The organism is Fusibacter ferrireducens (assembly GCF_015352425.1).
Lineage (GTDB): Bacteria > Bacillota > Clostridia > Peptostreptococcales > Acidaminobacteraceae > Fusibacter_A > Fusibacter_A ferrireducens.
Genome location: NZ_JADKNH010000016.1, coordinates 39,764 through 65,211 on the forward strand (window position 1 = coordinate 39,764; position 25,448 = coordinate 65,211).

At 36.5% G+C, this 25,448-nt stretch carries 30 protein-coding genes; all 30 read left to right on the top strand.

The window, feature by feature from the left end; translation table 11 throughout:
* The first annotated feature begins 92 nt into the window (after nucleotides 1–92).
* The 30 genes from ISU02_RS20405 (at nucleotide 93) to ISU02_RS20550 (ending at nucleotide 25,421) form a co-directional block, all read left to right on the top strand.
* A complete protein-coding gene (locus ISU02_RS20405; protein ID WP_194703698.1) occupies nucleotides 93–326 on the top strand; it encodes a DUF2442 domain-containing protein in 234 nt (77 codons plus the stop codon).
* Nucleotides 327–451: 125 nt separating this feature from the next.
* Complete coding sequence (locus ISU02_RS20410) at nucleotides 452–592, top strand: hypothetical protein (protein WP_194703699.1); 141 nt, start codon at nucleotides 452–454, stop codon at nucleotides 590–592.
* Between the two features lie 2 nt (nucleotides 593–594).
* Nucleotides 595–1,530, top strand: a complete 936-nt coding sequence (locus tag ISU02_RS20415) for a carbohydrate kinase family protein (protein ID WP_194703700.1) — start codon at nucleotides 595–597, stop codon at nucleotides 1,528–1,530.
* Nucleotides 1,531–1,653: 123 nt separating this feature from the next.
* The gene (locus ISU02_RS20420) at nucleotides 1,654–2,826 is read left to right on the top strand and encodes a hypothetical protein (protein ID WP_194703701.1); all 1,173 of its coding nucleotides are present in this window, start codon (nucleotides 1,654–1,656) and stop codon (nucleotides 2,824–2,826) included.
* A complete protein-coding gene (locus ISU02_RS20425) occupies nucleotides 2,823–4,004 on the top strand; it encodes an ATPase, T2SS/T4P/T4SS family (protein WP_194703702.1) in 1,182 nt (393 codons plus the stop codon). The genes ISU02_RS20420 and ISU02_RS20425 overlap by 4 nt, the downstream gene beginning before the upstream one ends.
* Nucleotides 4,001–4,891, top strand: a complete 891-nt coding sequence (locus ISU02_RS20430) for a hypothetical protein (protein ID WP_194703703.1) — start codon at nucleotides 4,001–4,003, stop codon at nucleotides 4,889–4,891. The genes ISU02_RS20425 and ISU02_RS20430 overlap by 4 nt, the downstream gene beginning before the upstream one ends.
* Nucleotides 4,892–4,905: 14 nt before the next feature.
* Nucleotides 4,906–5,616: a hypothetical protein gene (locus ISU02_RS20435; protein ID WP_194703704.1), complete on the top strand. Its 711-nt coding sequence runs from the start codon at nucleotides 4,906–4,908 to the stop codon at nucleotides 5,614–5,616.
* Nucleotides 5,617–5,665: 49 nt separating this feature from the next.
* Nucleotides 5,666–5,917, top strand: coding sequence for a hypothetical protein (locus ISU02_RS20440; RefSeq protein ID WP_194703705.1), 252 nt, complete (start codon nucleotides 5,666–5,668; stop codon nucleotides 5,915–5,917).
* Nucleotide 5,918: 1 nt separating this feature from the next.
* Nucleotides 5,919–6,305 carry a hypothetical protein gene (locus tag ISU02_RS20445; RefSeq protein WP_194703706.1) on the top strand — a complete coding sequence of 129 codons (387 nt, stop codon included), beginning with the start codon at nucleotides 5,919–5,921 and terminating at the stop codon, nucleotides 6,303–6,305.
* Nucleotides 6,256–6,705, top strand: a complete 450-nt coding sequence (locus ISU02_RS20450; protein ID WP_194703707.1) for a hypothetical protein — start codon at nucleotides 6,256–6,258, stop codon at nucleotides 6,703–6,705. Before ISU02_RS20445 ends, ISU02_RS20450 begins: the two co-directional genes overlap by 50 nt.
* A 17-nt stretch (nucleotides 6,706–6,722) precedes the next feature.
* Nucleotides 6,723–7,307 carry an SAF domain-containing protein gene (locus ISU02_RS20455; RefSeq protein WP_207736455.1) on the top strand — a complete coding sequence of 195 codons (585 nt, stop codon included), beginning with the start codon at nucleotides 6,723–6,725 and terminating at the stop codon, nucleotides 7,305–7,307.
* 65 nt (nucleotides 7,308–7,372) lie between these two features.
* A complete protein-coding gene (locus ISU02_RS20460; protein WP_194703709.1) occupies nucleotides 7,373–8,980 on the top strand; it encodes a hybrid sensor histidine kinase/response regulator in 1,608 nt (535 codons plus the stop codon).
* Between the two features lie 54 nt (nucleotides 8,981–9,034).
* The gene (locus ISU02_RS20465) at nucleotides 9,035–10,210 is read left to right on the top strand and encodes a THUMP domain-containing class I SAM-dependent RNA methyltransferase (protein ID WP_194703710.1); all 1,176 of its coding nucleotides are present in this window, start codon (nucleotides 9,035–9,037) and stop codon (nucleotides 10,208–10,210) included.
* 15 nt (nucleotides 10,211–10,225) lie between these two features.
* Complete coding sequence (locus ISU02_RS20470; protein ID WP_194703711.1) at nucleotides 10,226–11,335, top strand: DUF5711 family protein; 1,110 nt, start codon at nucleotides 10,226–10,228, stop codon at nucleotides 11,333–11,335.
* 90 nt (nucleotides 11,336–11,425) lie between these two features.
* Nucleotides 11,426–12,148 (top strand): CvpA family protein, encoded by a 723-nt coding sequence (locus tag ISU02_RS20475; protein WP_194703712.1) that lies wholly within the window; start codon nucleotides 11,426–11,428, stop codon nucleotides 12,146–12,148.
* 10 nt (nucleotides 12,149–12,158) lie between these two features.
* Nucleotides 12,159–12,755, top strand: a complete 597-nt coding sequence (gene yedF, locus ISU02_RS20480; RefSeq protein ID WP_194703713.1) for a sulfurtransferase-like selenium metabolism protein YedF — start codon at nucleotides 12,159–12,161, stop codon at nucleotides 12,753–12,755.
* Between the two features lie 2 nt (nucleotides 12,756–12,757).
* Entirely contained in the window at nucleotides 12,758–13,024 is a 267-nt protein-coding gene (locus tag ISU02_RS20485) for a DUF3343 domain-containing protein (RefSeq protein ID WP_207736457.1), read from the top strand.
* A 1-nt stretch (nucleotide 13,025) separates the two neighbouring features.
* Nucleotides 13,026–13,238, top strand: a complete 213-nt coding sequence (locus ISU02_RS20490; protein WP_194703715.1) for a DUF951 domain-containing protein — start codon at nucleotides 13,026–13,028, stop codon at nucleotides 13,236–13,238.
* A 141-nt stretch (nucleotides 13,239–13,379) separates the two neighbouring features.
* A complete protein-coding gene (gene rpsF / locus ISU02_RS20495; protein WP_194703716.1) occupies nucleotides 13,380–13,667 on the top strand; it encodes a 30S ribosomal protein S6 in 288 nt (95 codons plus the stop codon).
* 23 nt (nucleotides 13,668–13,690) lie between these two features.
* Entirely contained in the window at nucleotides 13,691–14,131 is a 441-nt protein-coding gene (locus tag ISU02_RS20500) for a single-stranded DNA-binding protein (protein ID WP_194703717.1), read from the top strand.
* 20 nt (nucleotides 14,132–14,151) lie between these two features.
* Nucleotides 14,152–14,373, top strand: coding sequence for a 30S ribosomal protein S18 (gene rpsR, locus ISU02_RS20505; RefSeq protein WP_069874238.1), 222 nt, complete (start codon nucleotides 14,152–14,154; stop codon nucleotides 14,371–14,373).
* Between the two features lie 126 nt (nucleotides 14,374–14,499).
* Complete coding sequence (locus ISU02_RS20510) at nucleotides 14,500–15,480, top strand: DUF2232 domain-containing protein (RefSeq protein WP_194703718.1); 981 nt, start codon at nucleotides 14,500–14,502, stop codon at nucleotides 15,478–15,480.
* A gap of 5 nt (nucleotides 15,481–15,485) precedes the next feature.
* Entirely contained in the window at nucleotides 15,486–17,477 is a 1,992-nt protein-coding gene (locus ISU02_RS20515; protein ID WP_194703719.1) for a DHH family phosphoesterase, read from the top strand.
* Nucleotides 17,477–17,923 (top strand): 50S ribosomal protein L9, encoded by a 447-nt coding sequence (rplI, locus tag ISU02_RS20520; RefSeq protein ID WP_194703720.1) that lies wholly within the window; start codon nucleotides 17,477–17,479, stop codon nucleotides 17,921–17,923. Before ISU02_RS20515 ends, rplI begins: the two co-directional genes overlap by 1 nt.
* Nucleotides 17,924–18,011: 88 nt before the next feature.
* Nucleotides 18,012–18,929: an AAA family ATPase gene (locus ISU02_RS20525; protein ID WP_194703721.1), complete on the top strand. Its 918-nt coding sequence runs from the start codon at nucleotides 18,012–18,014 to the stop codon at nucleotides 18,927–18,929.
* A 22-nt stretch (nucleotides 18,930–18,951) separates the two neighbouring features.
* A complete protein-coding gene (locus ISU02_RS20530) occupies nucleotides 18,952–20,124 on the top strand; it encodes a DUF58 domain-containing protein (protein WP_207736459.1) in 1,173 nt (390 codons plus the stop codon).
* Complete coding sequence (locus ISU02_RS20535; protein ID WP_194703723.1) at nucleotides 20,117–22,492, top strand: transglutaminase family protein; 2,376 nt, start codon at nucleotides 20,117–20,119, stop codon at nucleotides 22,490–22,492. The genes ISU02_RS20530 and ISU02_RS20535 overlap by 8 nt, the downstream gene beginning before the upstream one ends.
* A gap of 55 nt (nucleotides 22,493–22,547) precedes the next feature.
* The gene (dnaB, locus tag ISU02_RS20540) at nucleotides 22,548–23,885 is read left to right on the top strand and encodes a replicative DNA helicase (RefSeq protein WP_194703724.1); all 1,338 of its coding nucleotides are present in this window, start codon (nucleotides 22,548–22,550) and stop codon (nucleotides 23,883–23,885) included.
* 4 nt (nucleotides 23,886–23,889) lie between these two features.
* Nucleotides 23,890–24,465 carry a GNAT family N-acetyltransferase gene (locus ISU02_RS20545; protein WP_194703725.1) on the top strand — a complete coding sequence of 192 codons (576 nt, stop codon included), beginning with the start codon at nucleotides 23,890–23,892 and terminating at the stop codon, nucleotides 24,463–24,465.
* 203 nt (nucleotides 24,466–24,668) lie between these two features.
* Nucleotides 24,669–25,421: an IclR family transcriptional regulator gene (locus ISU02_RS20550; RefSeq protein ID WP_194703726.1), complete on the top strand. Its 753-nt coding sequence runs from the start codon at nucleotides 24,669–24,671 to the stop codon at nucleotides 25,419–25,421.
* The last annotated feature ends 27 nt before the right edge of the window (nucleotides 25,422–25,448 follow it).

A 25,448-nucleotide genomic window follows, 5' to 3' on the forward strand; every position in this document is an offset into this window, starting at 1 on the left:
AAAGACTCCGCTATGATGAAATAGCAGGAGTCTTTTCTGTTCGGAAGCATTGGGGGCTAAAAATATCAGTGGGAGTAATGAAGGAGGATATTATGTCAAAAATGATCAACGTTATTCCCAATGAGGATTATACATTGCTTATTGAACTGGACAATCAACACAAAATAATTTATGATTTTAAACCGCGTTTGCAGACGGTTAGATTTTGTAGCCTTGAAGCGATAGAGCGCTTTAAAAAAGTGGAAGTTAGGTATGGACATACACTGTATTGGTCCGACTTTTGTCAAATATCTTTGGATGAAATTTTGGAAATGATAAAAAAATAAGTGATGGGTTTATGTGGCGATCCTTTGTTTTACGGATCAATAATTTGGTAAAAAAGTTGACAGCCGCCATTTCATTAGAGTAGAATTTATGAATATAGGCGATAAACGCCAATAAGTGATGTTCCATGACGAATTATAAAAAAAGAGATAATGATACGGCTGATAATTATAATGCTGAAGATATAAGCCGTTTTTTAAAGGCAGAGGCAGATGAATTCATTTTACAGCCTTTATGTGATGAACACAAAAATATTTTAAGGAGGTAAAAATGTACGATATTATAGCAGTAGGAGAATTGCTGATTGATTTTACACCAGCACCTGATGCACATTTCAAAGCGAACCCAGGTGGTGCACCTTGTAATTTTTTGACTATGGCTCAGAACTTAGGTTCAAAAACGGCGTTTATTGGAAAAGTAGGTGCAGATGCTTTTGGAAATTCATTAAAATTGGTTTTGTCAAATCAGGGAATAGATGTAAATGGATTAATTCAAGACAATCGCTTTGGAACGACGCTTGCATTTGTACATCTAACACCTGAAGGAGACAGAAGTTTCAGTTTTTATAGGAAAGGTTGTGCTGACGTGATGCTCTATAGAGAGGATGTCGATTTTGATCAAATTGATCAAACAAAGGCACTTCATTTCGGATCGCTTTCGTTCACGGATGAACCCAGCCGCTCTACGGTCTTAGCCATGTTAGAGTATGCGAAATCAAAAAATAAAATCATTACTTATGACCCCAACTATAGACCTGCACTTTGGGATGATTCTGCATCTGCAATTGATTATATGAAAAAAGGTATGGCATATGCAGACATTGTAAAAGTTTCTGACGAAGAGCTTGAACTCATTTCCGGAAACAAAGATTTATCTTTAGGTTGTAAAATATTGCACGATATCGGCGTTAAGATGATCTTTGTCACTCTAGGTGGAAAAGGTTCATTCTATTCATATGCAAAGGGATCAGGTATTGTGCCAGGTATAGAAGTTAATGTCGTAGATACAACTGGTGCAGGAGATACTTTTTTTGGCGCAACGGTACATCAGATTTTAGAACTTGGATGTCCTATAGAACAAATAGATTCTGAAAAAATCGAAGCTATTCTAAAAGTTTCTAATACGGCTGCAGCAATTTGTATAGAAGGTTTTGGTGGTATTCCTTCGATTCCTTCGAAAGAAGCTCTAATCACAAGGCTTGGTTAAGATTATAAACTTTATTCCAAAGAGCTCCCAGGTAGATTTAAAATACTTGGGAGTTTTTTACATTATTCTATTTACAAATACTTACATATAATGTATTATATTACCATAACTTAGGAGGAATCTATGACAGAAGCCTTATGGATTTATACCACAACACCTCAACTCAAAATAGTTCAAGAAATAACTGAAAATTATCCTCAAGCTTATATTACGGAAAATGAGTCTCAGATCGTCATTCAGTCTAAAGTAAATGCGGTCATTGTTATTTCTCAACTGAGCCATGATTCACAGCTTAAGTTAAATCTAGAAAATAGTTATTTTTATGTGGGTGTTAGAGTTCAAATGGGGTTGTTTAAAGCTTTTGAAAATATTTTTGAGCTCAGTCAACACTTAAATGAAAGACGGCATGCGCTTTTACATAGTGTTCAACGAGCGTATTTACAACATTTAGAGCCTATATCCTTGGAAGATCAGAAATATTTGAGACGACTTACAGAACATTATGATGTATTATGCGATCCCAAGACATCTAAGGCACTAAAAAAACCTGGAAATCAATGGGGTTCTGGACATAATCAGAGGACGAACTCTCGAAAGGTTCAATATAAAAATTATAAAGGGATCATAGCGGTCTATAATTGCCCTCAGTTTGCGGTATCATTGGCAGAATCATTCAAAGTAAAGTCTTTACTGTTAATGGATGGAAATCTTTTAAAACCAACACTTGATGAATATCTTGGTATAAATAAAATTGAGACAAATGTAGAAAGTCATCTCACTGGAATTGACAATACTGGGCTTAATATTGCCTTAGATTCTTTAAGAAAAAACACTAAAATTAAACACGATCTCAAACATATCGTTAAAAAGCGCCACCACTATGATGTCTTATTGGGAAATTATAATGTTCTAAATTATGAACACTATGACACAAGTGCCCTTAATACACTGGTGGAAACTATGGCGAATTTGTATGGATGTGTCATTATCAGTCTAGGAGACAATTTATATGATTATATGACGCTAATGTGCCTAAATAAAAGTGACATTAACATCATTTGTTTTCAAGATAATAAGAGTTCTGTTCTTTGGACAAAGCAAATGATTGAAATCTTAAAGACAAAACAGTTTATAGAGCCTGTAAAGCATCACTTATATAAGATTAAGACACCATTAAGACCTAAGATGTATTCAGAATCTGTAATGACCTCCATTTTTAAATCGCAATATAAAGGTGTGGTCAACCTTAAGCAAAAACGCCATTTCAAGAAGGTAATTAAGGAGTTGTTAAAATGAGTGTGATCACCAGTTTAAATTGTGAAACACATGAAAAACTAAATGCCCAAAGTATCGTGCAATCCGAGATTTTGGTCAATAAGTTATTAGATGAAATTGTGATTCGATTCTCAAGTCTAATTGCAGACGTTGAAGACCACAAGGTAGACGAAAATATTCTGAAAAATGAAATTGGTAAGCTTGTGGATGAGCAAAAGGGACATTTCAACTTGGAGGCCATAAAGAAGAGCCTATTTAACACGATCTACGGTTATGGAGATCTTCAGCAATATATAGATGATCCAGAAATTTCAGATATTGATGCTTCAACTTTCGACTATTTTACCATTAAGCGAAAAGGTGTCATAGAAGAAATCGGATTCAAATTTGAATCTGAAAGTGCTTTTGAGAGATTTTGTAAACTGTTGATCATTAGAAATGGGGGCGTTATTAATGAAATAGATAATCATTGTAGAGTCAGTGATGTTAAAAATCATTTGAGGATAAATGTATGCATTAGCCCTAGAAACACATCTGGGACATCACTCACCATAAGGAAGCATCTGCAAAAAAGCCTTTCTTTGGATGATCTTCAAGCGCTGAGTATGATTAACAGAGATTCAAGAGCCCTTATTGATAAGATGGTCTATTCTAAATCGAGCATTTTAATATGTGGCAAGGGTGGCGCAGGTAAAACAACACTGCTCAGAGGTATTATTGAAGCTTCTCACCCGCATGAACGCATTTTAATTTGCGAATCTGATGTGGAATTAATGCCAAAACGCAAGAATTGCATTTCACAAAGTATAAAAAAAATGCATCTTGGAGGCAAAAAAATAACACTTAATGATCTCATACGAGATGGCTTGACGATGAGTCTTGACAGTTATTGTATTGGTGAGTTAACTGGAAAGGAAGCTTGGGAATTTATAAAAGCAGGGAATACAGATCATCGGATTCTGGGCACAATACATGCAAATAACTCGGAAGATACACTGCTTAGGCTTCTAACTTTAATTGAAACAGAGACGAGGCTTGGAGAAAACACACTGCGGCTATTAATTCACGAGAGCATACAATATATTATTTACATTGCTGATTTTAAGGTTGTTGAAATTGCTGAATTATCTGTATCTGGAAACGTGCCTGCCATCAGGCATATTTATCGCTATAAGCGACTTAAAGAGGTTGCCTTATGATGACCAGTATCACAATAGGCTTTCTCATATTAAATTTGATTTGGATTGGTATTTTGATCTTTGGAATATATAAAAATCAAAAATGGTATGTTGAACTGATGCAAGAGAACACTTATCATTCTTATAAATTGAAGGCATCTGCATTTAAATTACATATAAATATGTGTGTAAATAGTTTACCTAAGAGGATTCAAAACCTTTATTTTGAATACGCATTGCTCTATGTTATATTGAGTACGTTTGCACTTTACTGGGTTGGACTTCCATTATTGTTTAAAGTTATTTTCATGACTTTGAATATGGCATTGCCCTATTTCATATTGGAAATTTCTCTTGGTAAAGTCGAGTATGAAATCGATGGTGAGCTTTTGGGGTTTTTACAGAGTATCAGTGCTTCTTTACATCAGACGGAGGACTTGATTAAAGCACTCAAATATGCAGAAAAAATGGCGCAAAATAGATATATTAAAAATTTATTAGTGACGTTCAATACTTCTATTCAATCGGGACTTGATGAAAAACTTGCCTTTCAATACTTTTACAAGTTTGCGGGACATGACTATCTAAAATATATTGTCCTAAATTTAGAGCAAGTATACTTTAGGCGTGGAAATCTTATTAAGCTCATTTCTGGACTTGAGCAAGAATACACAGCAATACAAGTTGAAATAAACAAACGAAAAATAGAGCTTAAGCAGGATAGAATATTAACACTTGCAAGCATGTTGATCGTCTTAATGACGGCTTACAAAATTGTCAATAGCAACGATTATATTAAGCTTTATTACTTGACAAGCGATATTGGCAAAATGCTTCTTGGGATAATGGGCATTTCATATGTACTCGGCATAATACTGGTGGTTAAAGCGACACAGATCAAATACTAAAAAGGAGGGCAAGTATGGTTATGAGTATGGTCATCAGTATGGGCATGATCAATATTATAATCGCAATTTTACTCTCACTTATATTGTATGAAAACATGCAAATCTCTGAAATTAATCACTCAAAATTTTTAAAGAGCATGCATGCGATGCCCATTGCGGTAACATTTGCTTTTCTGAGTCTTTTCTTAATGTCTAAAATGATTTATATCCTACTGTGTGCGGGTACAACACTTTTGATTTATAAGTCCACAGAGAAGCAGAGGGATCAGTATATGACGACTCAGAGTTTTTATAAAATCTATAAATACCTACAAATTCAACTTGAAACCGGTGCAAGGGCAGAAGATATCTTTAAGTCACTCTACAGGGTGGTGGCCTATCCTAAATTCAGGAAAAAATTATTTCAGTTTTCAGTTATTATTTCTCAAAGTCATGATGTTCAGATGGGTCTTGATTATTTGAAATCAGAACTTAAAGATCAGGAGGGCAAGTTGTTTATCAACATTACGGAAAATTTAGCATCAGCAGGAGGTGAACAAGAAACTTTTTCAAGGTTAAATCATTTACTTTTTCAAAAGTATCTTTCAAATATTAGAGAAACCACAAAAAAAATTAAGAGGATGTATCTCTATTCTGTGATATTATTTACGATTTTAGTATCTATTATGTTGATGATGCCCATAATAGATCAAATGCTAAAATCCACTCAAATGATTTTCAATTGAGGCTTAATCATAGAAAGAGAAGGGCAAGTCTTAGAAAGGGATGAATAAAATGAAAATAACGGAAAATATGATTCGAGTACAAATTATTGCAAGACAACTTGTAACAAGACAGAGGGAACGCTGGGTAACTGATGTAAGAGGTGAGTTTGGTATGAATTCAATTATTGGCGTTGCAATTGGATTAATTGTGGCCGCATTTGTATTGATACCTAGCTTAAAAACGTTTGCGACCACTGTAATGACTTCCATGACAACTTGGTGGACCGGAACCATTAACGGCACACTTTTTCCAACGAAATAACATGGGCATAGAGCAGGTAATTGTATTTGCACTTCTGCTGATTCTGACACTATTTTTCTTTGTAGTCATTATGGATTATATGGTGCCTCTGTATTTAAACTTTGAGTTTAATAGTATTTGTAGAAGTTATGCACTTCTGATAGAAGCTCAAAACGGGCTGGATGAGAATCAAAAAAATGCTTTTGTCGAAACGCTGAGGCAAAGAAATGTGATTGTAAAGCAGATTGAGTGTTCTGTGCCCAATCACATTAAAAAGGGAGATTGGATTCACTTTAGCGTTGTGGCAGAAAATAGTCGATCTGTTTTTAAAGCCTTACTTGAAAGAGAGACAAAGACATATGTTTATAAATTTACACAAGAAATTATATCTAATAAAGCATCAAACTAGGGGACTTGCCGGAATTGGTTTGTTGCTTTTCATGCTCTCTGTATTGGTCTTGTTGATTTTACCAATCTCTATTGGCCTTTTGGAGTTTCAATTTTTAAACATAGAAAAAGAACAAGTGAAGACAGCCACAGAGAATACGGTTAATCTAGTTTATGAATCCGTTGAGTCCAAAGAGATGAGTAAGGTTGTAGCAGCGCCTGACTTAAGTGAATTTGAAGCGGTGCTTGTCAAAAATTTTTCAGCACTTGGATGCTCTGTGGTTGCGCAGGATATTACAGTTGAATTTTATGAAGATCAATGGCTTTTAATTTCATTCACATATGATCACGAGTTTAAAAGTCTTGATCTTCAAAAGCCCATGTCCGTCTTTTTAAAGTATTGGCTTCCAAATGATCAGTAGAGGGAAAAGAGCAAGTTATGAGAAAAATGATAATAATGATATGTGTGATTGCGCTGAGTATTATAATGACATTTTATCAAATCCATATTATAAAAAAACAAACACTGCAGTCATTTAAAGATGTGGTCATATTAAATAAATCTGTGGCATCTGGAACGATTCTAAAATCATCTGATCTGGAGATGGGGAAGATCAATACGCTTTGGTATTCTTCAGACTACTATACGCGTATAGAGGATGTCGTGGGTATGTATATCACGACAGATTTCAGCAAATATAGCATTTTATCCAAGCAAATTCTAGCAAGTACGGTGGATGATCAAACCGTATCGGAAACGGATCACGCAATGACAACTTTGAAAGTTTTGCCCGAGGCGGCACTTTGCTTTAGACTTGCTAAGGGGGATGAAGTTTTTCTGTATCAGGTGAATCCAGACAATGAAGTCATAGACATGGGCAGGGTAGTGATAAAAGCCATCTACGACAATAATTTGGAAGGCGAAAGTCTGCCAACGTATCTGCTGATAGAGGCAGATCAAAATGTGATTAAAGATATTATTCGATTTAGAGAATTGGGTCGTTTTGAAGTGATTCGAAAATAATCGCTGTAGGAATTATATTCATAAAAAACAAAATTTGATATAATGGTTCAAAGTGGGTGATGCATATGGATTATAGTAGACTTTCCAGAGAGACTCTGATTCATGAAATTAAACAACTGAACCATCAAATTGAAAAGCTTAATATTGAAAAGGTTGGTCAGGAAATTAATATTGGCAGCAAGTTGGATATGATCCAAGCCCCTGTATTCTTGATCAAGTTGGATTATAGTGTCACTTGGGCAAATGCTTATAGTGTTCATCACTATGAAAACATACTCGGTAGAAAGTGCTATCAAGTGTTTTATGATTTTAATGACATCTGCCCAGGGTGTCCAATGCAGGAAGTTCTGGATTACAAATCAAAGTTCGACACAATGGTATATCCCAATGTTGAGAGTGAGAGCGTTGATAAGCAGGTTTGGAAAAATCAGTTGATTCCCCTAATCGTTCAGGGGAAGGTAACAGGCATACTAGAGTTTCAAGACAATATAAGGGCGCATGAACAATACGATGAAAGCTATAAGGAAATCATACAAAATCTAAAACATGAAAATAATGAACTCAAGCGCAAAGTGAAAAAAACAAATGAATTTATAGATCATTTTACACGGGAAATGAGAACGCCTCTAAGGTCTTTAAGAGGTTTTTTTGACTTGTTTGACCAAACATTTCTATCAGAACTTCAAAAGGAGTATCTGAAGGTGATCAAAACGAATTCGGATTTGCTATTTGAGATTTTGAGTCGAATGTTGCTTTATACGAAATATGATGAAGGCAATATTAAAATCGTAAAAACGGAGTTTCATTTTAGACATGCCATAGAAGAAGTGATACAAACTTTTAGTATTTTATATGAAAACGAAAAAAACAATCATATCAAATTAGAGTATTCACCTTCGATTCCAGATATTTTAATCGGAGACCAAGTTAAGTTAAAATTAGTGATCTCTTATTTACTAGAGACTTCTAATTATTTGTGTCAAAATGATGAGATCGTTGTAAATGTGTCTGAAGTGACTGAAAACAGAGAGAAAATTCATCTTAAAATCAGTATTTTGGATACCAGTGAGGTGGTTCCAAATCGGATGATCGATTTAAATGACTATGACATCAACACGCGATCACGCTTTAATACCATAGAGGAATACGCCATTGCTTTGGGACTCTATCTCTCTAAAGAATTGATCCAAGCGACAGGCGGGATGATTGAAGTATCCAGTGTAAAGGATAAGGGAATCCATTCAACGCTCTTTCTAACACTTGATAAAGTTGTAGTGAAATCACAAATGCCAAAAGTGATTCCAAAGGCAACTCGAAAGAAAATTTTAATTGCAGATCATGAGAAGCCACAGATTCCAATGGATTACTTTGAAGCATATGATATCTATTTTGCCAAGACAGGTGCTCAAGCAATTGAACTCTTTTTTTCAGTGATACCAGATTTGACCATAATTGACGTTATGATTGAAGATTGCGACGGCTTTAGTGTCCTAGATGAAATTGAGAGAAGAAAAAATGGCAACTCCCCTGTTATAGCAATCTCCAATAAGCTCATTGATAATGAAGCTGAGTTTATGAAGGACTATGGCTTTGATGATTATTATACAAAACCTTTTACAGAGGCCATTTTAAAAAATATAATTGAAAATTATTTAAAAGAGACATCACTATAAAATGTCTCTTTTTCTGTGTTATAATCTAAGTATTAAATTGGATGGTGAACGCATATGAAATTTAAAATGATTGCAACGGCAGTTTTCGGTATGGAAGCGATCGTTAAAAAAGAACTTGAACAATTGGGTTTTGAAAATATAACAGTTGAAAATGGCCGCGTGATGTTTGATGCAGATGAACGCGGTATTGCAAGGGCAAATTTATGGGTTAGGACAGCAGAGCGCATTTTTATTAAAGTGGGTGAATTTAAAGCGACTACATTTGAATCGCTTTTTGACCAGGTGCACAAAATTGCTTGGGAAAACTACATTCCAAAGAATGCAAAATTTCCTGTGAATGCCAAGTCCGTTAAATCAAAGTTGTATAGTTTATCTGATATTCAGAGTATCTGTAAGAAGTCGATTGTGAACAGATTGAGCAAAGTCTATCAAACGCAGTGGTTTGAAGAGACAGAAGAACCCTATAGTATCCTTGTTGGGATTTTAAATGATGTGGTGACCGTGAGTATTGACACTTCAGGTTCTGGGCTTCACAGACGTGGTTATCGTGAAAAGGGGAACGAGGCGCCAATGAAGGAAACACTTGCTGCTGGATTGCTCAGCATCAGCAGATGGCAAAGTAAAATACCACTTATTGATCCGTTTTGTGGTTCTGGCACAATTATCATTGAAGCGGCAATGATGGCAAAGCATATTGCGCCGGGATTGAACCGAAAATTTGATTCAGAGTCTTGGCGGTTGATTCCAAGTTCCATATGGAAAGAAGAGCGCAAAGCTTGTTATGAAGCGATTAAGCATGATGTGGATGTAGTGCTGCAGGGTTACGATTTAGATCCAAGATCCATTAGAACAGCGATGGACAATGCAGAACTTGCAGGTGTGGAGGATATCGTTCACTTTCAAGTGAGAGACGTCAAGGATTTCAGTACAAGTTATCAGTATGGTTATGTTGTCACGAATCCGCCATACGGAGAACGCTTAAATGAGCAGGAAGAAGTAAAACAACTCTATCAACTCATGGGACGGGTGTTTGCACCCTATAAAACGTGGTCCAAGTATGTGATCACATCTTATGAAAATTTTGAGAGAGAATTTGGAACGAAAGCGACAAAGAACAGAAAACTCTACAATGGCCGAATCAAAACATATTTCTATCAATATTTTGGTGAGAAGCCGCCTAGACCTAAAAGAACAACCGAATCTATTGAAAATTCTAAAAATAAATCGTAAGGAATTTTACTGTTTATGAATAAATCAAGACGGAATTCATTTGTTATCTTCGTAATTTGTCTGATTATAGTTTTAAAATTTGACTTGGTAATTGCGCAATTTTCTAAGTGGGTAAAAGAAGACTTTAAAGTGATCAATCAAGTGGTTTATAATCAGAATGTTGATTTTGAAAACCGTGCAGAAATTTTAAAATTAGGTGCCAATTATATGGTATTAGATCAATCCAAATTGAAAATGTACGATAATGAAGGCCTTGCCATATGGGAAAAAGAGGTTTCCACACAAAATATTTTAATGGCGAGCGGCAAGGCCAGTATTGCGCTCGTAGAAAAAAAATCGGGTGATGTCTTTATAGTGGATTTAAAAGGCAATATCAAAGCTTCACATTTTGGATTTGGTGGCGTTAAAGGATTAAAGTATTTTAATGAAAAATATGTAGGGCTATTAAAAACAGATGGCACTTTGACGATATTGAATGAAAAACTTGAAATTCTGAGCAATACAGTACTTCCAAAAGGAGAAATCATTGACTTTTCCATCAACATTGAGAGACAGGATATCGTTGCAGTGGTACTAGATCTCAGCAGAAAAGATTTTAACACCAAGCTTGTTATTGCAACTTTTAATGGCGAGATCACCAGTGGCAGTAATTTGTTTTCAGAAATTGCATATCAGTTATGGCTTACAGAAGATCAAATTAAGCTCATAACGGACTCCCAAATGATGGCTTATGACTATGATTGCAATTTGGAGATTAGCGTACCATTTGACAGGACCGTTCGAAAGTTTTTTTATGATCCAGAGCAGGAACGGTTTTATTTTAATGTGATCAATGAAGAGGGACAAATAGAAAATCCCAAAGCTCAGAATGCCATAATAGCAATCGATAAATCGGGTGAAACACTTATAGAATTTGATGCAAGTTTAGATGAGATCGAAGGTATCAAGATCATGGACAACCGATTGATGGCTTTTAATCATGAAAAAATTGTCTTTTTTGATGAAGCAGGCAAAGTAGTCGATACTTATGTGGGCAAAGATGAGATTTTAGACGTGATTATTTTAGATGAAAAACATTTTGGCGTGGCTTACATCAATCATATGGATCTGTATGTTTTAAAGTGAGATCATAGCATCAAAAGGTAGTATAAATTTTAACGAAATTCTAATGCTGTTGTGGTATTGTTAGAAAAACAACGCATTTGGGAGGTTGATATGAACTGGACAGACTATCTGATGTTCATAATTATTGGTGGGAACATGCTCTATGGATTCAATAGAGGTTTTATTACAACTTTTATTGGATTGATTAAATGGTTTGCAAGTATTATCTTGGCAAAGATGTTTTATGTTGAGTTTACACAATATGTGATTCAAAATTGGTATGATCCTGCCCCTGTAATCCATGAGCATGTTGAACGATTTGTGACCAATATGCTCAATATGAATACACCTGCTGACGTGACAATGACAGCAGAGCAAATTAAGCAAGGCATTGAGAGTCTTAATCTGCCTGAATTTTATAGCAAAGGGCTCGCTGAATTTCAAGGCAATATTACTTTTACGCGCTTTACTAATGACATTGCCTCACAGATTACACAGATGATCATCTATGTGATGGGATTTCTTTTATTGCTTTTAATCATCATGTCCCTATTGGGGATTTTAGAGGCTATTGCAAATCAATTGGCGCGATTACCAGTAATAAAAGAATTTAATAAAAGTGGAGGCTTGATTTTAGGTGCTATTTTAGGGCTTATAAGCGTGTACTTCATCATGATTATCTTAAACGTCTTTATTACTTTTGAATGGAGTCAAAATATTGTTCTAGTGATTGAAAATTCTAAGTTTGCCGTGTATTTTTATAAATACAATATCCTACAATATTTTTTTGTGAGTTTTTTGAGCAGTTTGTATAAGAGTTTTTTAATGATATAGGAGGGATACAATGGAAGTGAAAATTGATGCCAGAGGCTTAGCATGCCCTAAACCTGTTATTGAAACAAAAAAGGCAATTGAAGGTCTTAAAGAAGGCAATATTATCACTGTGGTGGATAATATCATTGCTCGAGATAATGTCTCTAAGCTTGCAAAGAGTATGATGCTTCATTATACTGTAACCGAGACAGGAGGAGAATATCAAATCAGTATTTTTAAAGGGGAGTACTCCACGCAATCGGAGGATATGGTTCAGAAGAGACCGGATCTTGCGAATACAGTGATCTTTGTTGGCAGTGATGTCATGGGCACTGGAGATGATGTTTTAGGTGCAATTTTAATGAAAGGCTACTTTTACACCTTAACAGAATACGAACCCTTTCCAAAGGCCATTTTATTTGTCAACTCAGCTGTGAAATTGACAACTGAGGGTTCTCCAATACTGGATTATCTCACCAAGTTGATGGAAATGGGCACAGAGGTTTTAAGCTGTGGGACATGTCTTGATTATTATCACTTAAAAGACAAGCTTGCAGTGGGCGGTATTACAAACATGTACACTATTGTTGAGACGATGCAAGAAGCGAATAATACGATAAGGATATAAAAATGACTGATGAGTGTATGTTAATTGTTTTTGAGTCAACGCATAAAGCTATTCGAACAGAGAGACTTTTATTAGATCGAATTGATATAGATATGATTCCAACACCTAGAGAAATTGGTGCAAGCTGTGGTCTCACGATCTCTTTTGAGATCGCAGATTTAGAGGCTGTAAAAGGGTTGCTCTCGAGAGAAGACAAGACGGGGATAGATTTATATCATTACAATAAATCAAGTGAAATCAAAGCAAGTCAAAGGTCATGGGAGGATTAGGATGCCTTTAAAATTAGAAGCAGGCGATGAAATTGTAACCAAAAAAACACACCCATGTGGCAGTAATCGGTTTATCATCACAAGAGTAGGGATGGATTTCAGAATCAAATGCTCAAAATGTGAGAAAGAAATTTGGATTCCACGCATAAAGCTTGAAAAACGTGTGAAAGAGATTTATCGAAATGGCACGAAAGTGGATAAGGAAAACATATAATTTGAGTTAACATGATAAAAAAAGTTGACAGAGGACATTCTAAATGATAAAATACCTCTGTTGTAGTTCCGACCCAAAAGGTCGTTACTTCTCTGCTCTGTTAGAAGAGCCATTTTTGTCCATAGGGAGGTGTAAAGAAAGATGAGAAAATACGAAACGTTGTTTATTTTTAAACCATCAATTGAAGAAGAGAAAAAAGTTGAACTTTTAGAAAAATTCAAAAGCATTATCAATGCTGATGGTGAAGTTGAAAAAGTAGAAGAGTGGGGTAACAGAAAGTTAGCTTACGAAATCGAAAAAGTAAAAGAAGGCTATTATGTACTTGTGAACTTCAAGGCAAATCCGGAACTTCCGAAAGAACTTGAAAGAAACTTCAAAATTGCTGACGAAGTCATCAGATATATCATCATTAATTTAGAAGATAAATAATCAAGAAAGATGGGGGCTCATTAATGAATAGTGTAGTATTAATTGGACGTTTGGCAAGAGACCCAGAACTTAGATTTGTACCTGGAAGTGGCATGGCAGTTGCCAATTTTACATTGGCAGTTGATAAGGGCCTTACCAGAGAAAAAAAGCAGGAATTTGAAAGCCAAGGCAGACCCACTGCTGATTTTATAAGAATTGTTGTGTGGGGGAAGCAAGCTGAAAATTGCTCTCAATATTTAGCAAAAGGTAAACTTGTTGCAATACAAGGATCCATTCAAACCGGTTCATATAAAACACCTGCTGGAGAGACGCGTTATACAACAGAGGTGTTGGCAAATAGAGTTGAATTTCTCGAATGGGGAGAAAAAACTCAGTCATCTGGAAAAACGGATGATTTTAGTTTTGGTAACACGAATTTTGATGATTACCAAGCTATTGAAGACGACGATGACGTTCCATTCTAATTAGAAGGAGGGAAAATACGATGATCAAAAGACGTAGAAAAAGAAAAGGTTGTTCTTTTTGTCAAGATAAAATCGAATCAATCGATTACAAAGATACAAAAAAATTACAAAAGTACTTAACTGAAAGAGGCAAAATTTTACCAAGAAGAGTTTCTGGAAACTGCGCTAAACATCAGAGAATGGTTACTAGTGCTGTAAAAAGATCTAGAATCATTGCTTTGTTACCTTTCGTAAGTGAATAAAACAATTGAACACCGCATAAGCGGTGTTTTTTTATGATTGAGGATTAGTTTTTACAACAATCTAGCACGAGTCAGCAGAAATGTAGTATAATCATAGAAGAGAAACTAGAATGGAGGACGCTATAATTGAAAAACACACGTCAAATTACGGAAGCGGGCCTATTTGCGGCTATTTTGGTCATATTTATTATAGGTTCTTTTTATATACCTGTTATTGGGGGTGCAATTTTTTTCATAGCACCCTTACCCGTTATTATTTTGAGCATTAGAAATACAGCTTTGAATGTGGTTGTATCCTGTATTGTAAGTGCACTATTATCTAGTTTGTTAGTCTCTTTCTCATTTGGTTTTAGCGTGGGCATGCTGGCACTCGGCATAGGACTCCCAATGGGTCTTGCAATAAAGCGATTTGAACCGCCTTTGAAAGCCATGGCCATTGGGACATTGGGTGCATTTGTAGCACTGATTTTGATCTTTGGTCTGATGAATTTCATACTGGGCATTTCAACGGAGCAAACCATTGATGAAATGTTCTCTATGTCCAAAGATATACAAGCTGAAATCGACAAGACCATTGAGAGCTATTCGACCACCTTGTCCCCTGAACAGCAGACACAAATCAAAATGGCACTTGGAGATTCATCTGAGACAATGGACAATATGGTGGAGCTGTTAAAACTCTTAATGCCAGCGAGTCTATTATTGATGTCAATATCTCTTGCAATGGTCAATTACAGGGTTTCTATCTCTTTTTTAAAGCGATTAAAGATGGCCCATAGACCTTTAGGGTCATTTACAACTTTCACCTATCCAAAGCATATGGCCTATGGAAGTGCAGGTATGCTACTGGGAGCCTATGTTCTGGGCTCAATGGGCGTTGTGGATATGACGACCGCCATGTTGAATTTTATTTACCTATTTATTATGATATTCTATATACAGGGATTAGCAGTGGGATATTTCTTCCTTAGGAGATCTATTTCAAAAGGTGTCTCGATTACTATTTTAGTACTGGTATCATTGTTGGGGCTTATAAACTATATTGCGCTAATTGGCTTTATGGATGTTTTATTAGATGTGAGAAGATTACAACCTAAGAAGAGGTGAGAACCATGGGAAATTCGAAGATTGGCAATCCATTTAAAGAACCCCTTAATTTATATTTGATCGTCATTGGATTTTTGGTGGCGATTATTGCATACTATGATAAAATTTTGGGTGTGCTTGGGATTGTCATTTTATTGGGAATGTTATTCTACAATTGGTTTTCAGACCGATCAAAGAGCAAAAAATGGCGTAAATACATTGAAAATTTATCGACGAATATAGATAGTGCAGCAAGATACGCTGTTTTTAACTTACCGGTGCCATTAGTGGTTACAGACCTTGAAGGCAAAGTAAACTGGTATAATTCTAAGTTTACGGATATGGTGTCAGAAAAAAGTGTTATTGGAAAGCGCATTGATAAGCTTGTGAACACGCTGCAATTCGAGCAAATTAAAAATGGCGACTTGATTGAATCCATTAGAGTAGGAGATCGTACTTATAATGTCTTTGCAAACATGGTGTCGTTAGATGATGATAATCCTCAAGAAGTGATTTGGATGCTTTATTGGTTTGACACCACTGATCTTGCGAATCTTGCCAGCAAGTATGAAGATGAAAAACCGGTATTGGCATTGATCTATGTGGATAATTACGATGATGTTATGAACGAGACCAAGGAAGAAAAAATTCCTTTTGTGACTTCTGAAATAGAAAAGAAAATTAACCTTTGGGCAACAAGAATGAACGGTATGATTAAACGTTATCAAAAAGACAAGTACGTTGTCATTTTTGAAGCGAAATACCTTGAAAATATAGAGGCAAAGCGTTTTACGATATTAGACGATATTCGTGAGATCGATGCGGGCAATAAAATCCCTGTGACGCTCAGTATTGGTATTGGTGTCAATGGCAAAAATCCGAGTGGCCTTGAAGAGGATGCTTACGCTTGTCTTGAGTTGGCACTTGGACGCGGAGGCGATCAGGCTGTCGTTCGTAAAAAAAATGCTTTCGAATTTTATGGTGGCAAAACAAAAGCTGTTGAGAAACGCAATAGGGTAAAGGCGAGAGTTGTTGCACATGGTTTTAAAGCGATTATTGAAGAGAGTTCAAAAGTCGTTATCATGGGACATAAATCTCCAGATATGGATTCATTTGGTGCTGCTGTGGGTGTCTATAGAGCAGTTTTGAATATGGGTAAGAGCGCTTATGTGGTCTTAAACGAAGTGACGGATGCAATCGTCAATGTGCATGCCACTTTTAAGGATCATGACCTGTATCATTTTGTAAGCTCTGAAGAGGCCATAGACCTTGTGGATGAAAACACCGTGCTCGTCGTGGTGGATACGCATAAACCGAGTCTGACAGAATGTCCGGAGCTTATAGAGGCATGTGATCGTGTGGTATTGATAGATCATCACAGGAGAAGCACAGAATTTATTGAAAAGGCGATCTTGAAATATCTAGAGCCCTATGCTTCAAGCACGGCAGAACTCATAACAGAAATCTTGCAATATATGGAGAACAAGCCTAAAATCGAAAAAGAGGAAGCAGATGCTCTACTGGCAGGTATCACGGTGGATACAAAAAACTTTTCTCTTAAGACAGGCGTTAGAACCTTTGATGCAGCCGCCTATTTGAGAAGACAAGGGGCAGATACCATTAGAGTTAGACAATTGTTTCAAGATGATCTTGAAACCTTTACAGAAAAAGCCAACATCGTTGGAAATGCAATGCGATATAGAGAGACGATTGCCATTTCCACCACAGATAAAACAGCAAAGAGTATCCAATTGATTGCAGCTCAAGCTGCGGATGATTTGCTCAATATAAGGGGTATTACAGCTTCTTTTGTTATTGCAAAAAAAGAAGATGGCACTGTTTTTATCTCAGGGCGTTCGCTAGGGGATGTCAATGTACAAATTATTTTGGAAACACTCGGTGGTGGTGGTCATCTTGAAGTCGCTGGGGCACAATTCAAGGATGGTGATATAAAAGTCATCAAACAAAGATTGATCCAATCTATTGATCAATATTATAGGGAAGGAGTAGAAAAATAATGAAAGTTATATTACTGAAAGATATTAAAGGAACCGGTAAAAAAGGGGATATTATCAATGCTAGTGATGGTCATGCAAGAAACTATCTCATCCCGAGAGGTCTTGGGAAAGAAGCGACAGAGGGCAGTGTTAAGCAACTGGAACATCAAAATGCAGCTAAGGCAAAACGAGCAGCAGAAGAACTTGCTGAGGCAAAAACACTTGCTACAGACATAGAGAAGATTGTTATTACCTTTAAAACAAAAGCAGGTGAAGGCGGACGTCTATTTGGTTCAATTACCAATAAGGATATTGCTGAAGAACTTAAAACGAAACACGATCTGGATATTGATAAGAAAAAGATCGCGTTGGAGCAACCGATCAGAACCTTGGGGACAACTTTGGTAACGATTAAGGTTTATCCTAAAGTGTCGGCTCAGATGAAGGTTCAAGTCATAGAAGAATAATAATGAGACGGAAAGGTGAGGAGTCCATTGGACTTCTTCTTTTTTCAAATGAATTATCTGAATTATCAGATATAAAGTGAGGTATAGCATGTTATCGTCAATAAAAAAAGAGATGAAGAAAACACTTGTAGGCAAGGAAACAGCTATTGAAAATATCATGATTGCATTGCTTTCAGGGGGACATGTGTTGATAGAGGATCTGCCTGGTCTTGGCAAGACAACCTTGGCAAAGTCATTTGCAAAAGTCAACGATTGTACGTTTAATAGAGTTCAGTTTACACCGGACTTGATGCCATCTGATTTAATTGGCATTTCAATCTTTGATAAACAACTGCAAAGATTTGAATTTCAGAAAGGCCCTCTTTTTAGCAATATCTTATTAGCAGATGAGATCAACAGAACTTCGCCGAAAACACAGTCCAGTTTGCTAGAAGCTATGGAAGAATCACAGGTAACGGTAGATGGGCATGCATATCATCTTGAGCAACCCTTTATGGTGATTGCCACAGAAAACCCTATAGAACAACAGGGCACTTTTCCTTTACCTGAGGCGCAATTAGATCGATTTATGATGAGGATTTCTCTTGGTTATCCAAGTATGGATGAAGAAATGGATATTCTTTCGCTGAAGGAATCCACTGAAGAGATAAAGGCCATTGTTACCAAGCACAAAATCACGGAAATGATTGAAGCTGTGGATCAAGTTTTTGTGGATACCGCACTGAAGGCCTACATTGTAAAGCTTTGTAAAGCCACAAGAGAGCATACCTCTATTAAACTAGGGGCGAGTCCAAGGACGTCGGTGCATTTGTTTAAAGCGGCAAAAGCAAAAGCCTATTTGGATGGTCGCAATTTCGTTATGGGCAAAGATGTCTATGAACTGTTCGAAAATATCGTTTCTCATAGGATATTGCTTAAAGGAGAGGCTGTTTACAGAGGCGTTGATGTGCAAACATTGGTGGCATCTATTTTAAAATCTGTCGAAGTACCAAGATTAAATCGATAATTGATGAATGAGCAGGTGGCAAATGGCAAGAATACCGAATATGCTTATGATGTTTATAATGTCATTTTTATTATTATTTGCAGTGATGTCTGGAAGTCGAGAACTCTACTATCTATTTTTTCTTTCTTTGATTTTTAGGGTGTCTATGAGCATGATCCTAAGGCACAATTTTAAAAATATATTTATCATGTATTATACAAGTGCCAATGTGATTGAGGCAGGAGATGATATCCATATTGAATACAAAGTTTCAAATACCAGTCTCTTGCCAATTCCTCATGCCAAAATTGAATTTTTTTTAAGCGATAAACTCGATACGGAATCTTCTTTAAAGGAAATTGCTTATTTTAAGAATTATCAAATGATCAATTTTTCCAAAAAAGTTAAGTGTCCTTACAGAGGGTATTATAAGATTGGCAAAGTGCGTGTCACTCTTTTTGATCCTATGATGCTTTCTTCAAGGGTAATTGCTTTTGATAAAGAGATTGATTTAACCGTACATCCTAAAATTTTGCCAATACATATCTTGCCTATGGATACACGAGATATACATGGTACATTAAAATCTCATCGAAAGACTGTGGAAGATCGAACCAATATTGTTAATATCAGACCGTTCGAAAGAGGCGATAGCCTTAAAAATATTCATTGGAAACTCAGTGCCAAGCTTGACGATATCCAAACCAAGGAGTTTGAGCAAACATTAGGTGCGAGATTTTTTGTCATATTAGATGGGAGCATGAGTCAATTCAAGGAGGGCATGACATATTATGATGAAGAACGCATGGTTTCATATTGTGCAACTTACGTGAAATATGCACTTGAAAATAATATTCAGACGAAATTGATGCTTACCAATAAGCGCGATATGCTAATAGAAGGTAAAGACAGCAATGATTTTGAAAAAATATTAGAGGCATTGACAGGATTTGAATCCAATGGTGAGGCGCAATTGATAAATCATTTACAGCATGTCATAAGTCGAAATGGCACCTTTAGCACGTGTTATCTCATAACTTATAAATTATCATCTGAGTTAGTGGCTTTTTTACAGCGTTCACGTCGAGAGGGCCTAATGTTCAAAGTCGCTGTTTTTAAAGCGAAGGCATCCACCAGTCCTGCGCTTCTCGACTTAATTGAAAATGCACATTTTGATGTCAATTTCGTGGACAAGGAGTTGATTTTCAATGAGTAGGAAATATCAATGGCTGGCGGGTTTTATCATTTATGGTGCGCTTTTAATGTTGATGAATCACTTTGTCAATTATGCCCTCAATTCAACTCAATTTATATGCCTTGCAATTGTAAGCTACACCCTGTGTATCGTTTTTATTTTATATAGGAAATGGCTTGCACGCATATGTACGGTAGCTTTTCTATGCGTCCTTTTCATCTATGCTTTAGATGCCGCTTTAGAACATTTATTTGTGGATGAGATGACCCTTAGAAATGATCTGATTGTATCGACTGAACAGGAAATGGATTTAGAAAATCAGCCTGTAGATGCGACCTTAGAGACGGAAGCGCCTGCATCTGGATTCACCGTTTATCAAAATGTGCATAGAATTAGGCAGGATCTGGACTACCAGAAAATTATAAATTTTGTAAAGTGGTTAACAGAAAGCAGAGGCAACCACAAATCGGTTGACGATGAACGATATGAACGCATATTATTTGTAGGCATGTCCTTCACATTGGCCTTGATTTTACAATTAATAATGAGATATCGTTATAGTAAAGTATTGCTGCTGATCCCCTTTTTTGCATTTGTGTGGATGTGGTATCAGTATGTGGATTTGCCACGTCGAATTTACGCTTATTATTTTATAGGGGTCTTCATATTTTATGTACTGGATCGACAGAATTCATTAAAAAAACGATCTCAGGACTATGGTCGCGATTACTACAAGTCCAGAGCATTATTTCAGTTTTCCGCAGGGATTGGCCTCTTAATGATTTTAGTAACAATAGTAGTCACTACAGTGTTTCCAATCAAAAAGTTTAATCAGTTAACAGAGCCAATAATTCCCCATATTTGGGGTGGAAGAAGTGGTTACTCCAGTGGGCACATAAAAATGTATACGCTCAATGACACAGCCTATCAGTCCAGCGACAATCAGCTGGGGGGACCCATTAAAAGCATAGATCGTGATACGCCGTTGTTCTGGGTAAAAATGGATCAAAAACAGTCTAAATCTCTCTATTTAAAAGGTAATGTAAAAGATTATTACGATGGCTACCAATGGTTTAGTCATGCGAATACCTATAAAAAGGCGTTTGAATTTTATCTCAGTGAACCCAGAAATGTAGATTATCTTAACAGTGTGCTCTTTGAAGAAGTCAGTGGCACCATCCGATTTGATCATATGGATACCATCACGCTTTTTTCACCGATGGGGTTATATAATACAAGTCTTGGAGAGGATGTATTTGTATCCATAGACAATGAAGCCTTTTATAAGGCTGGTGCCTTTGTGAAGTTTTTAGAGACCTATCACTTTAACTCGGCAAATAAAGATTTTTTACTTTCTAAAGAAGTGGACTATTTACAATTGCCCGACAATATTGACAGAGGCATCTATCAGCTGGCACGAAATCTTGGGGCGTATGGTAAAACGTCTGATGAAAAAATGCTTATAATGACCCGTTTTTTACTTCAAAATTATCAATATACATTAAATCCTCCGAAATTTGATAGAGATCGAGAGTTTGTTTCCAAGTTTTTATTGGATACACGCGAAGGTTATTGTACCTATTTTGCAACGGCTCTTACAGTTATGGCTAGAATTAATGGGATGCCGGCAAGATATGTGGAAGGTTTTAGAATTGATCCCAATGAGGAGAATAGTCAAGATTATAGCATGGTTACAGAAGGCGATGCACATGCTTGGTGTGAGGTCTATCTCGAAGATAGAGGATGGGTTATTTTCGAAAGCACACCACCTTATGCAGACCTTCAATTATCATCTGAACAAAGTGAATCCGTGCATCTTGATCAAATGCTTGAAAAAGAAGAGACGACTATTGTATCGGCTTCAAATCTAGATAGAGAGGCATTTAAAGAAAATCTGCAGGAAGAACAGATGAATTTTGGGGATACAGGAGATGACAGTGGGCTTGTTCAAGTGGAAAACAGACAGAAACAAGAGCTCGATTTAAGTCTCGTTCTCATGGGGAGCATATTGACTTTAATAAGCATCCTTTTAATTGCTGTTGTCGTTTCATATGTCATAAATATGAGCAAAATTAGAGCAAATGGCACTAGGAAGAATGCACTTAGGATGACATACTACTTGGCGTATTTATTAAGAGCTCTGCACCCGAATCAAGGCGTCTTATTGGATCATCTCATAGTCGAGACGCAGTTAGAGGATGAGGCGCAAATGAAAATATTAACATTTATTTACAACAATCGAGCAGATGCTGATGTGGTTTTTGTGAATGAGGTCTCATCACTGTTAAGTAAAGCCATTGAACAGCAAGAATTAAAGTTTAAGTTGAAATTTGGATGGCTTAAATTGGCTCGTATCAAAATTTTCAACTTGCGAAAAATCGTACTCTAGTCACTATAATTCATGTTATAATATTAGTCAGTCGGAAAAGAAGTGAGAGGATAAAATGAACGTAAATTTAAAGACAATGCCGCATGATATCAATGCAGAGCAAAGTGTTATTGGCTCATTGTTATTGGACAGTGATTTAATTGGAGATGTTCTGGAAATCATCACCTTTGACGAGGAATTTTATAATGAAGCACATCGTGAAATTTTCAGAACTGTTAAAGACTTGTTCGCAAATGGAAAAACCGTGGACCTTATAACGATTTCGGATGAGCTCATGAAGAATCAGTTACTTGAAACTGTTGGCGGATTTGAGTATTTGACGGAATTATCAGATGTAGGTACACTGATTTCCAATGTGACTAACCATGCAAAGATCATTCACGAAAAGTATATTTTAAGACGTTTGATTAAGTCATCGACAGACATCGTGGAAAAAGGTTATAACAATCAAGATGTTGAAGGCCTTATAGAAGAAGCCGAATCCAATATTTTCGAAATTTCTCAAAATAAAAATAAAAAGGGTTTTCAGCCTATAGCAGATGTTTTACAGACCACTTATGATAAAATAGTCATGCTTCATGAAGATCCTCATGCCCTTACAGGTATTCCCACAGGCTTTGAAGCGCTGGATGAGATGACTTCTGGCATGCAAAAAGCAGATTTAATTTTAGTTGCTGCAAGACCCTCCATGGGTAAGACGGCTTTCGCCTTAAACTTATGCCAAAATGCCGCTGTTAAAGAGAAGAAGAGCGTTGCCATTTTTAGTCTTGAAATGGGGGCAGACCAACTTGTACAACGTCTTTTAAGCGCGCAGTCTCTTGTTTCGATTTCTGAGATCAGATCTGGAAATATACAGGATGACGATTGGTATAAGCTTGCAAGAAGTAGTGCACAGCTTGCAGAAGCCAAAATTTTTATCGATGATACGCCAGGGATCACTGTGGCTGAGATGAGAAGTAAGTGCCGTAGGCTCAAGATGAACCATGGTCTTGATATGATCATGATTGACTACATCCAGCTTATGTCGGGTGGCGGAAAACAAGAAAATAGGCAACAGGAGATCTCAACAATTTCTAGATCTTTAAAACAAATTGGGAGGGAAATGCAGTGTCCTGTCATTGCACTTTCACAGCTTTCCCGGGCGTCAGAACTCAGAGCGGATCATAGGCCAATTCTTTCAGATTTACGTGAGTCGGGTGCCATAGAGCAGGATGCCGATTTGGTTATGTTTCTCTATAGAGATGAATATTATAATCCTGAAACGGTGGATGAAAAATTAAAAGGCATTGGTGAAGTGATTATTGCAAAACAAAGAAATGGTGAAACGGGTAAAGTGTATTTAGCTTGGTTAGGGCAGTATACCAAGTTTGCTAATACTTCTCAAATGAGGTGACACAGTGGTTCCAGAATTTAGAAAACTGAGAAAAGCGGATATCTATCAATTTTCAAAATGGGGTAGACATGAAGATCCCAGATTTTATCAGTACAATTTTCCCTTTGATACGAAGGAAGAGTTTGATGACTGGTTTAGAACAAAGCAGAAATGGATTCGAAGAAAAGTCTACGGTTTATTTTTAGATGCGCATCCAGTTGCTTTTATTACTTTAAAAAACATAAATTGGTTTAAGAGAAGCGCAGAACTTGGGATTGGTGTTGATCCAAATTACCTTGGCAAGGGTTTGGGTACTGTGGCTTTAAATAAATATTTGGAATATATTTTTAACAGTTTTCCAATAGAGACTATGTTCTTAAGAGTGGCTGTTTTCAATGAAAGAGCGAGAAGAAGCTATGAAAAAGTAGGTTTTAGAGAAGTTCAAAGATGTGTGAAGCCCTTTGAGGAACAAGGTTATAAAGATTTGATTCTTCAAGACTATCAAGATCAGTTTCAGATGATTCAGGGGGAGCTTTGCACCATGTTTATAATCATGTCCATTCGGAAGAAGGACTTTATGCAATTAAAGCGCACAGAGTAGAAATCAAATGGAATCACAATGGATTTCAGCAAAAGATCAAAATAAGGACTCCACAGATAGCCCGTGTTGCGGGAAAATGTGGAGTCCTTATTTTGAATTATCAGAAAATTCATTGACAACAAAATAGGGATATGGTAATTAATATATGAGTTCAATATACGAACTCAAGTTCGTATTATGAACATCCGTATAAGGAGGCAAAAATGACAGTAAAAAAGACTGCTATAGGCAAGTCCATTGAAATTATGAAGTTTTTATCTGAACCCCCATATGCATTTTCAGCTCTTGAAATTAGCCAAAAACTTGGAATTAATCGCACAACGGTACATCGAATTTTAGCGGAGTTTCAAGCACAGGATCTCGTGGTTCAAAACGGAGATAAAAAGTTTTCCATAGGTCCAGAACTTTATCATCTGGGATCTAAATATCTCTATAAGACCAAGGGATTTAACATCATCAAACAAGTTGTTGAAAAAACGGCCATACAGCTTAAACAAAATGTAGGTTACACCGTTATAGAAAAGGGCAAGATTATGAATCTATATGAATCCGAATTGACGATGCCTGTTAAAATTACTTATGAACATGGGTCGTTCTTTCCGATTCATTGCGGTGCTTATGGCAAAACCATTATGGCATTTCATAAACCAACTTGTGAGTTAGAGCAAATTGTGAGACATACCGATTTAATTGCAAAAACAGAAAAGACCATTACAGATCCAGACCTTCTGCTTTTAGAGTATAAAAAGATTAGAACGCAGGGTTATGGCATAAGTGATGAAGAAAATATGAAAGGGGCATTTGGCATTGGGGTGCCTGTTTTTAAAGAAGGGGGCATGATCCACGGTTGTATCGGTTTAGCCGCACTTAAGAGTTCATTTGACGAACAAGAGGTGGCAAACTGTATCAAAGTTTTAAAGAGAGGTGCTAAAGAAATTTCAAAATATGTCGTTTGAGACTAAAAGCATCTGGCGTGCTGAAAG

Coding starts and splice junctions, on each gene's coding strand:
- ISU02_RS20455 (WP_207736455.1), top strand. CDS start 6,723: ATGAGAAAAATGATAATAATGATATGTGTGATTGCGCTGAGTATTATA.
- ISU02_RS20420 (WP_194703701.1), top strand. CDS start 1,654: ATGACAGAAGCCTTATGGATTTATACCACAACACCTCAACTCAAAATA.
- rplI (WP_194703720.1), top strand. CDS start 17,477: ATGAAAGTTATATTACTGAAAGATATTAAAGGAACCGGTAAAAAAGGG.
- rpsR (WP_069874238.1), top strand. CDS start 14,152: ATGATCAAAAGACGTAGAAAAAGAAAAGGTTGTTCTTTTTGTCAAGAT.
- ISU02_RS20445 (WP_194703706.1), top strand. CDS start 5,919: ATGGGCATAGAGCAGGTAATTGTATTTGCACTTCTGCTGATTCTGACA.
- ISU02_RS20485 (WP_207736457.1), top strand. CDS start 12,758: ATGACTGATGAGTGTATGTTAATTGTTTTTGAGTCAACGCATAAAGCT.
- rpsF (WP_194703716.1), top strand. CDS start 13,380: ATGAGAAAATACGAAACGTTGTTTATTTTTAAACCATCAATTGAAGAA.
- ISU02_RS20405 (WP_194703698.1), top strand. CDS start 93: ATGTCAAAAATGATCAACGTTATTCCCAATGAGGATTATACATTGCTT.
- yedF (WP_194703713.1), top strand. CDS start 12,159: ATGGAAGTGAAAATTGATGCCAGAGGCTTAGCATGCCCTAAACCTGTT.
- ISU02_RS20525 (WP_194703721.1), top strand. CDS start 18,012: ATGTTATCGTCAATAAAAAAAGAGATGAAGAAAACACTTGTAGGCAAG.
- ISU02_RS20425 (WP_194703702.1), top strand. CDS start 2,823: ATGAGTGTGATCACCAGTTTAAATTGTGAAACACATGAAAAACTAAAT.
- ISU02_RS20515 (WP_194703719.1), top strand. CDS start 15,486: ATGGGAAATTCGAAGATTGGCAATCCATTTAAAGAACCCCTTAATTTA.
- ISU02_RS20440 (WP_194703705.1), top strand. CDS start 5,666: ATGAAAATAACGGAAAATATGATTCGAGTACAAATTATTGCAAGACAA.
- ISU02_RS20410 (WP_194703699.1), top strand. CDS start 452: ATGACGAATTATAAAAAAAGAGATAATGATACGGCTGATAATTATAAT.
- ISU02_RS20435 (WP_194703704.1), top strand. CDS start 4,906: ATGGTTATGAGTATGGTCATCAGTATGGGCATGATCAATATTATAATC.
- ISU02_RS20430 (WP_194703703.1), top strand. CDS start 4,001: ATGATGACCAGTATCACAATAGGCTTTCTCATATTAAATTTGATTTGG.
- ISU02_RS20465 (WP_194703710.1), top strand. CDS start 9,035: ATGAAATTTAAAATGATTGCAACGGCAGTTTTCGGTATGGAAGCGATC.
- ISU02_RS20530 (WP_207736459.1), top strand. CDS start 18,952: ATGGCAAGAATACCGAATATGCTTATGATGTTTATAATGTCATTTTTA.
- ISU02_RS20500 (WP_194703717.1), top strand. CDS start 13,691: ATGAATAGTGTAGTATTAATTGGACGTTTGGCAAGAGACCCAGAACTT.
- ISU02_RS20470 (WP_194703711.1), top strand. CDS start 10,226: ATGAATAAATCAAGACGGAATTCATTTGTTATCTTCGTAATTTGTCTG.
- ISU02_RS20535 (WP_194703723.1), top strand. CDS start 20,117: ATGAGTAGGAAATATCAATGGCTGGCGGGTTTTATCATTTATGGTGCG.
- ISU02_RS20490 (WP_194703715.1), top strand. CDS start 13,026: ATGCCTTTAAAATTAGAAGCAGGCGATGAAATTGTAACCAAAAAAACA.
- ISU02_RS20475 (WP_194703712.1), top strand. CDS start 11,426: ATGAACTGGACAGACTATCTGATGTTCATAATTATTGGTGGGAACATG.
- ISU02_RS20460 (WP_194703709.1), top strand. CDS start 7,373: ATGGATTATAGTAGACTTTCCAGAGAGACTCTGATTCATGAAATTAAA.
- ISU02_RS20415 (WP_194703700.1), top strand. CDS start 595: ATGTACGATATTATAGCAGTAGGAGAATTGCTGATTGATTTTACACCA.
- ISU02_RS20450 (WP_194703707.1), top strand. CDS start 6,256: ATGTTTATAAATTTACACAAGAAATTATATCTAATAAAGCATCAAACT.
- ISU02_RS20550 (WP_194703726.1), top strand. CDS start 24,669: ATGACAGTAAAAAAGACTGCTATAGGCAAGTCCATTGAAATTATGAAG.
- dnaB (WP_194703724.1), top strand. CDS start 22,548: ATGAACGTAAATTTAAAGACAATGCCGCATGATATCAATGCAGAGCAA.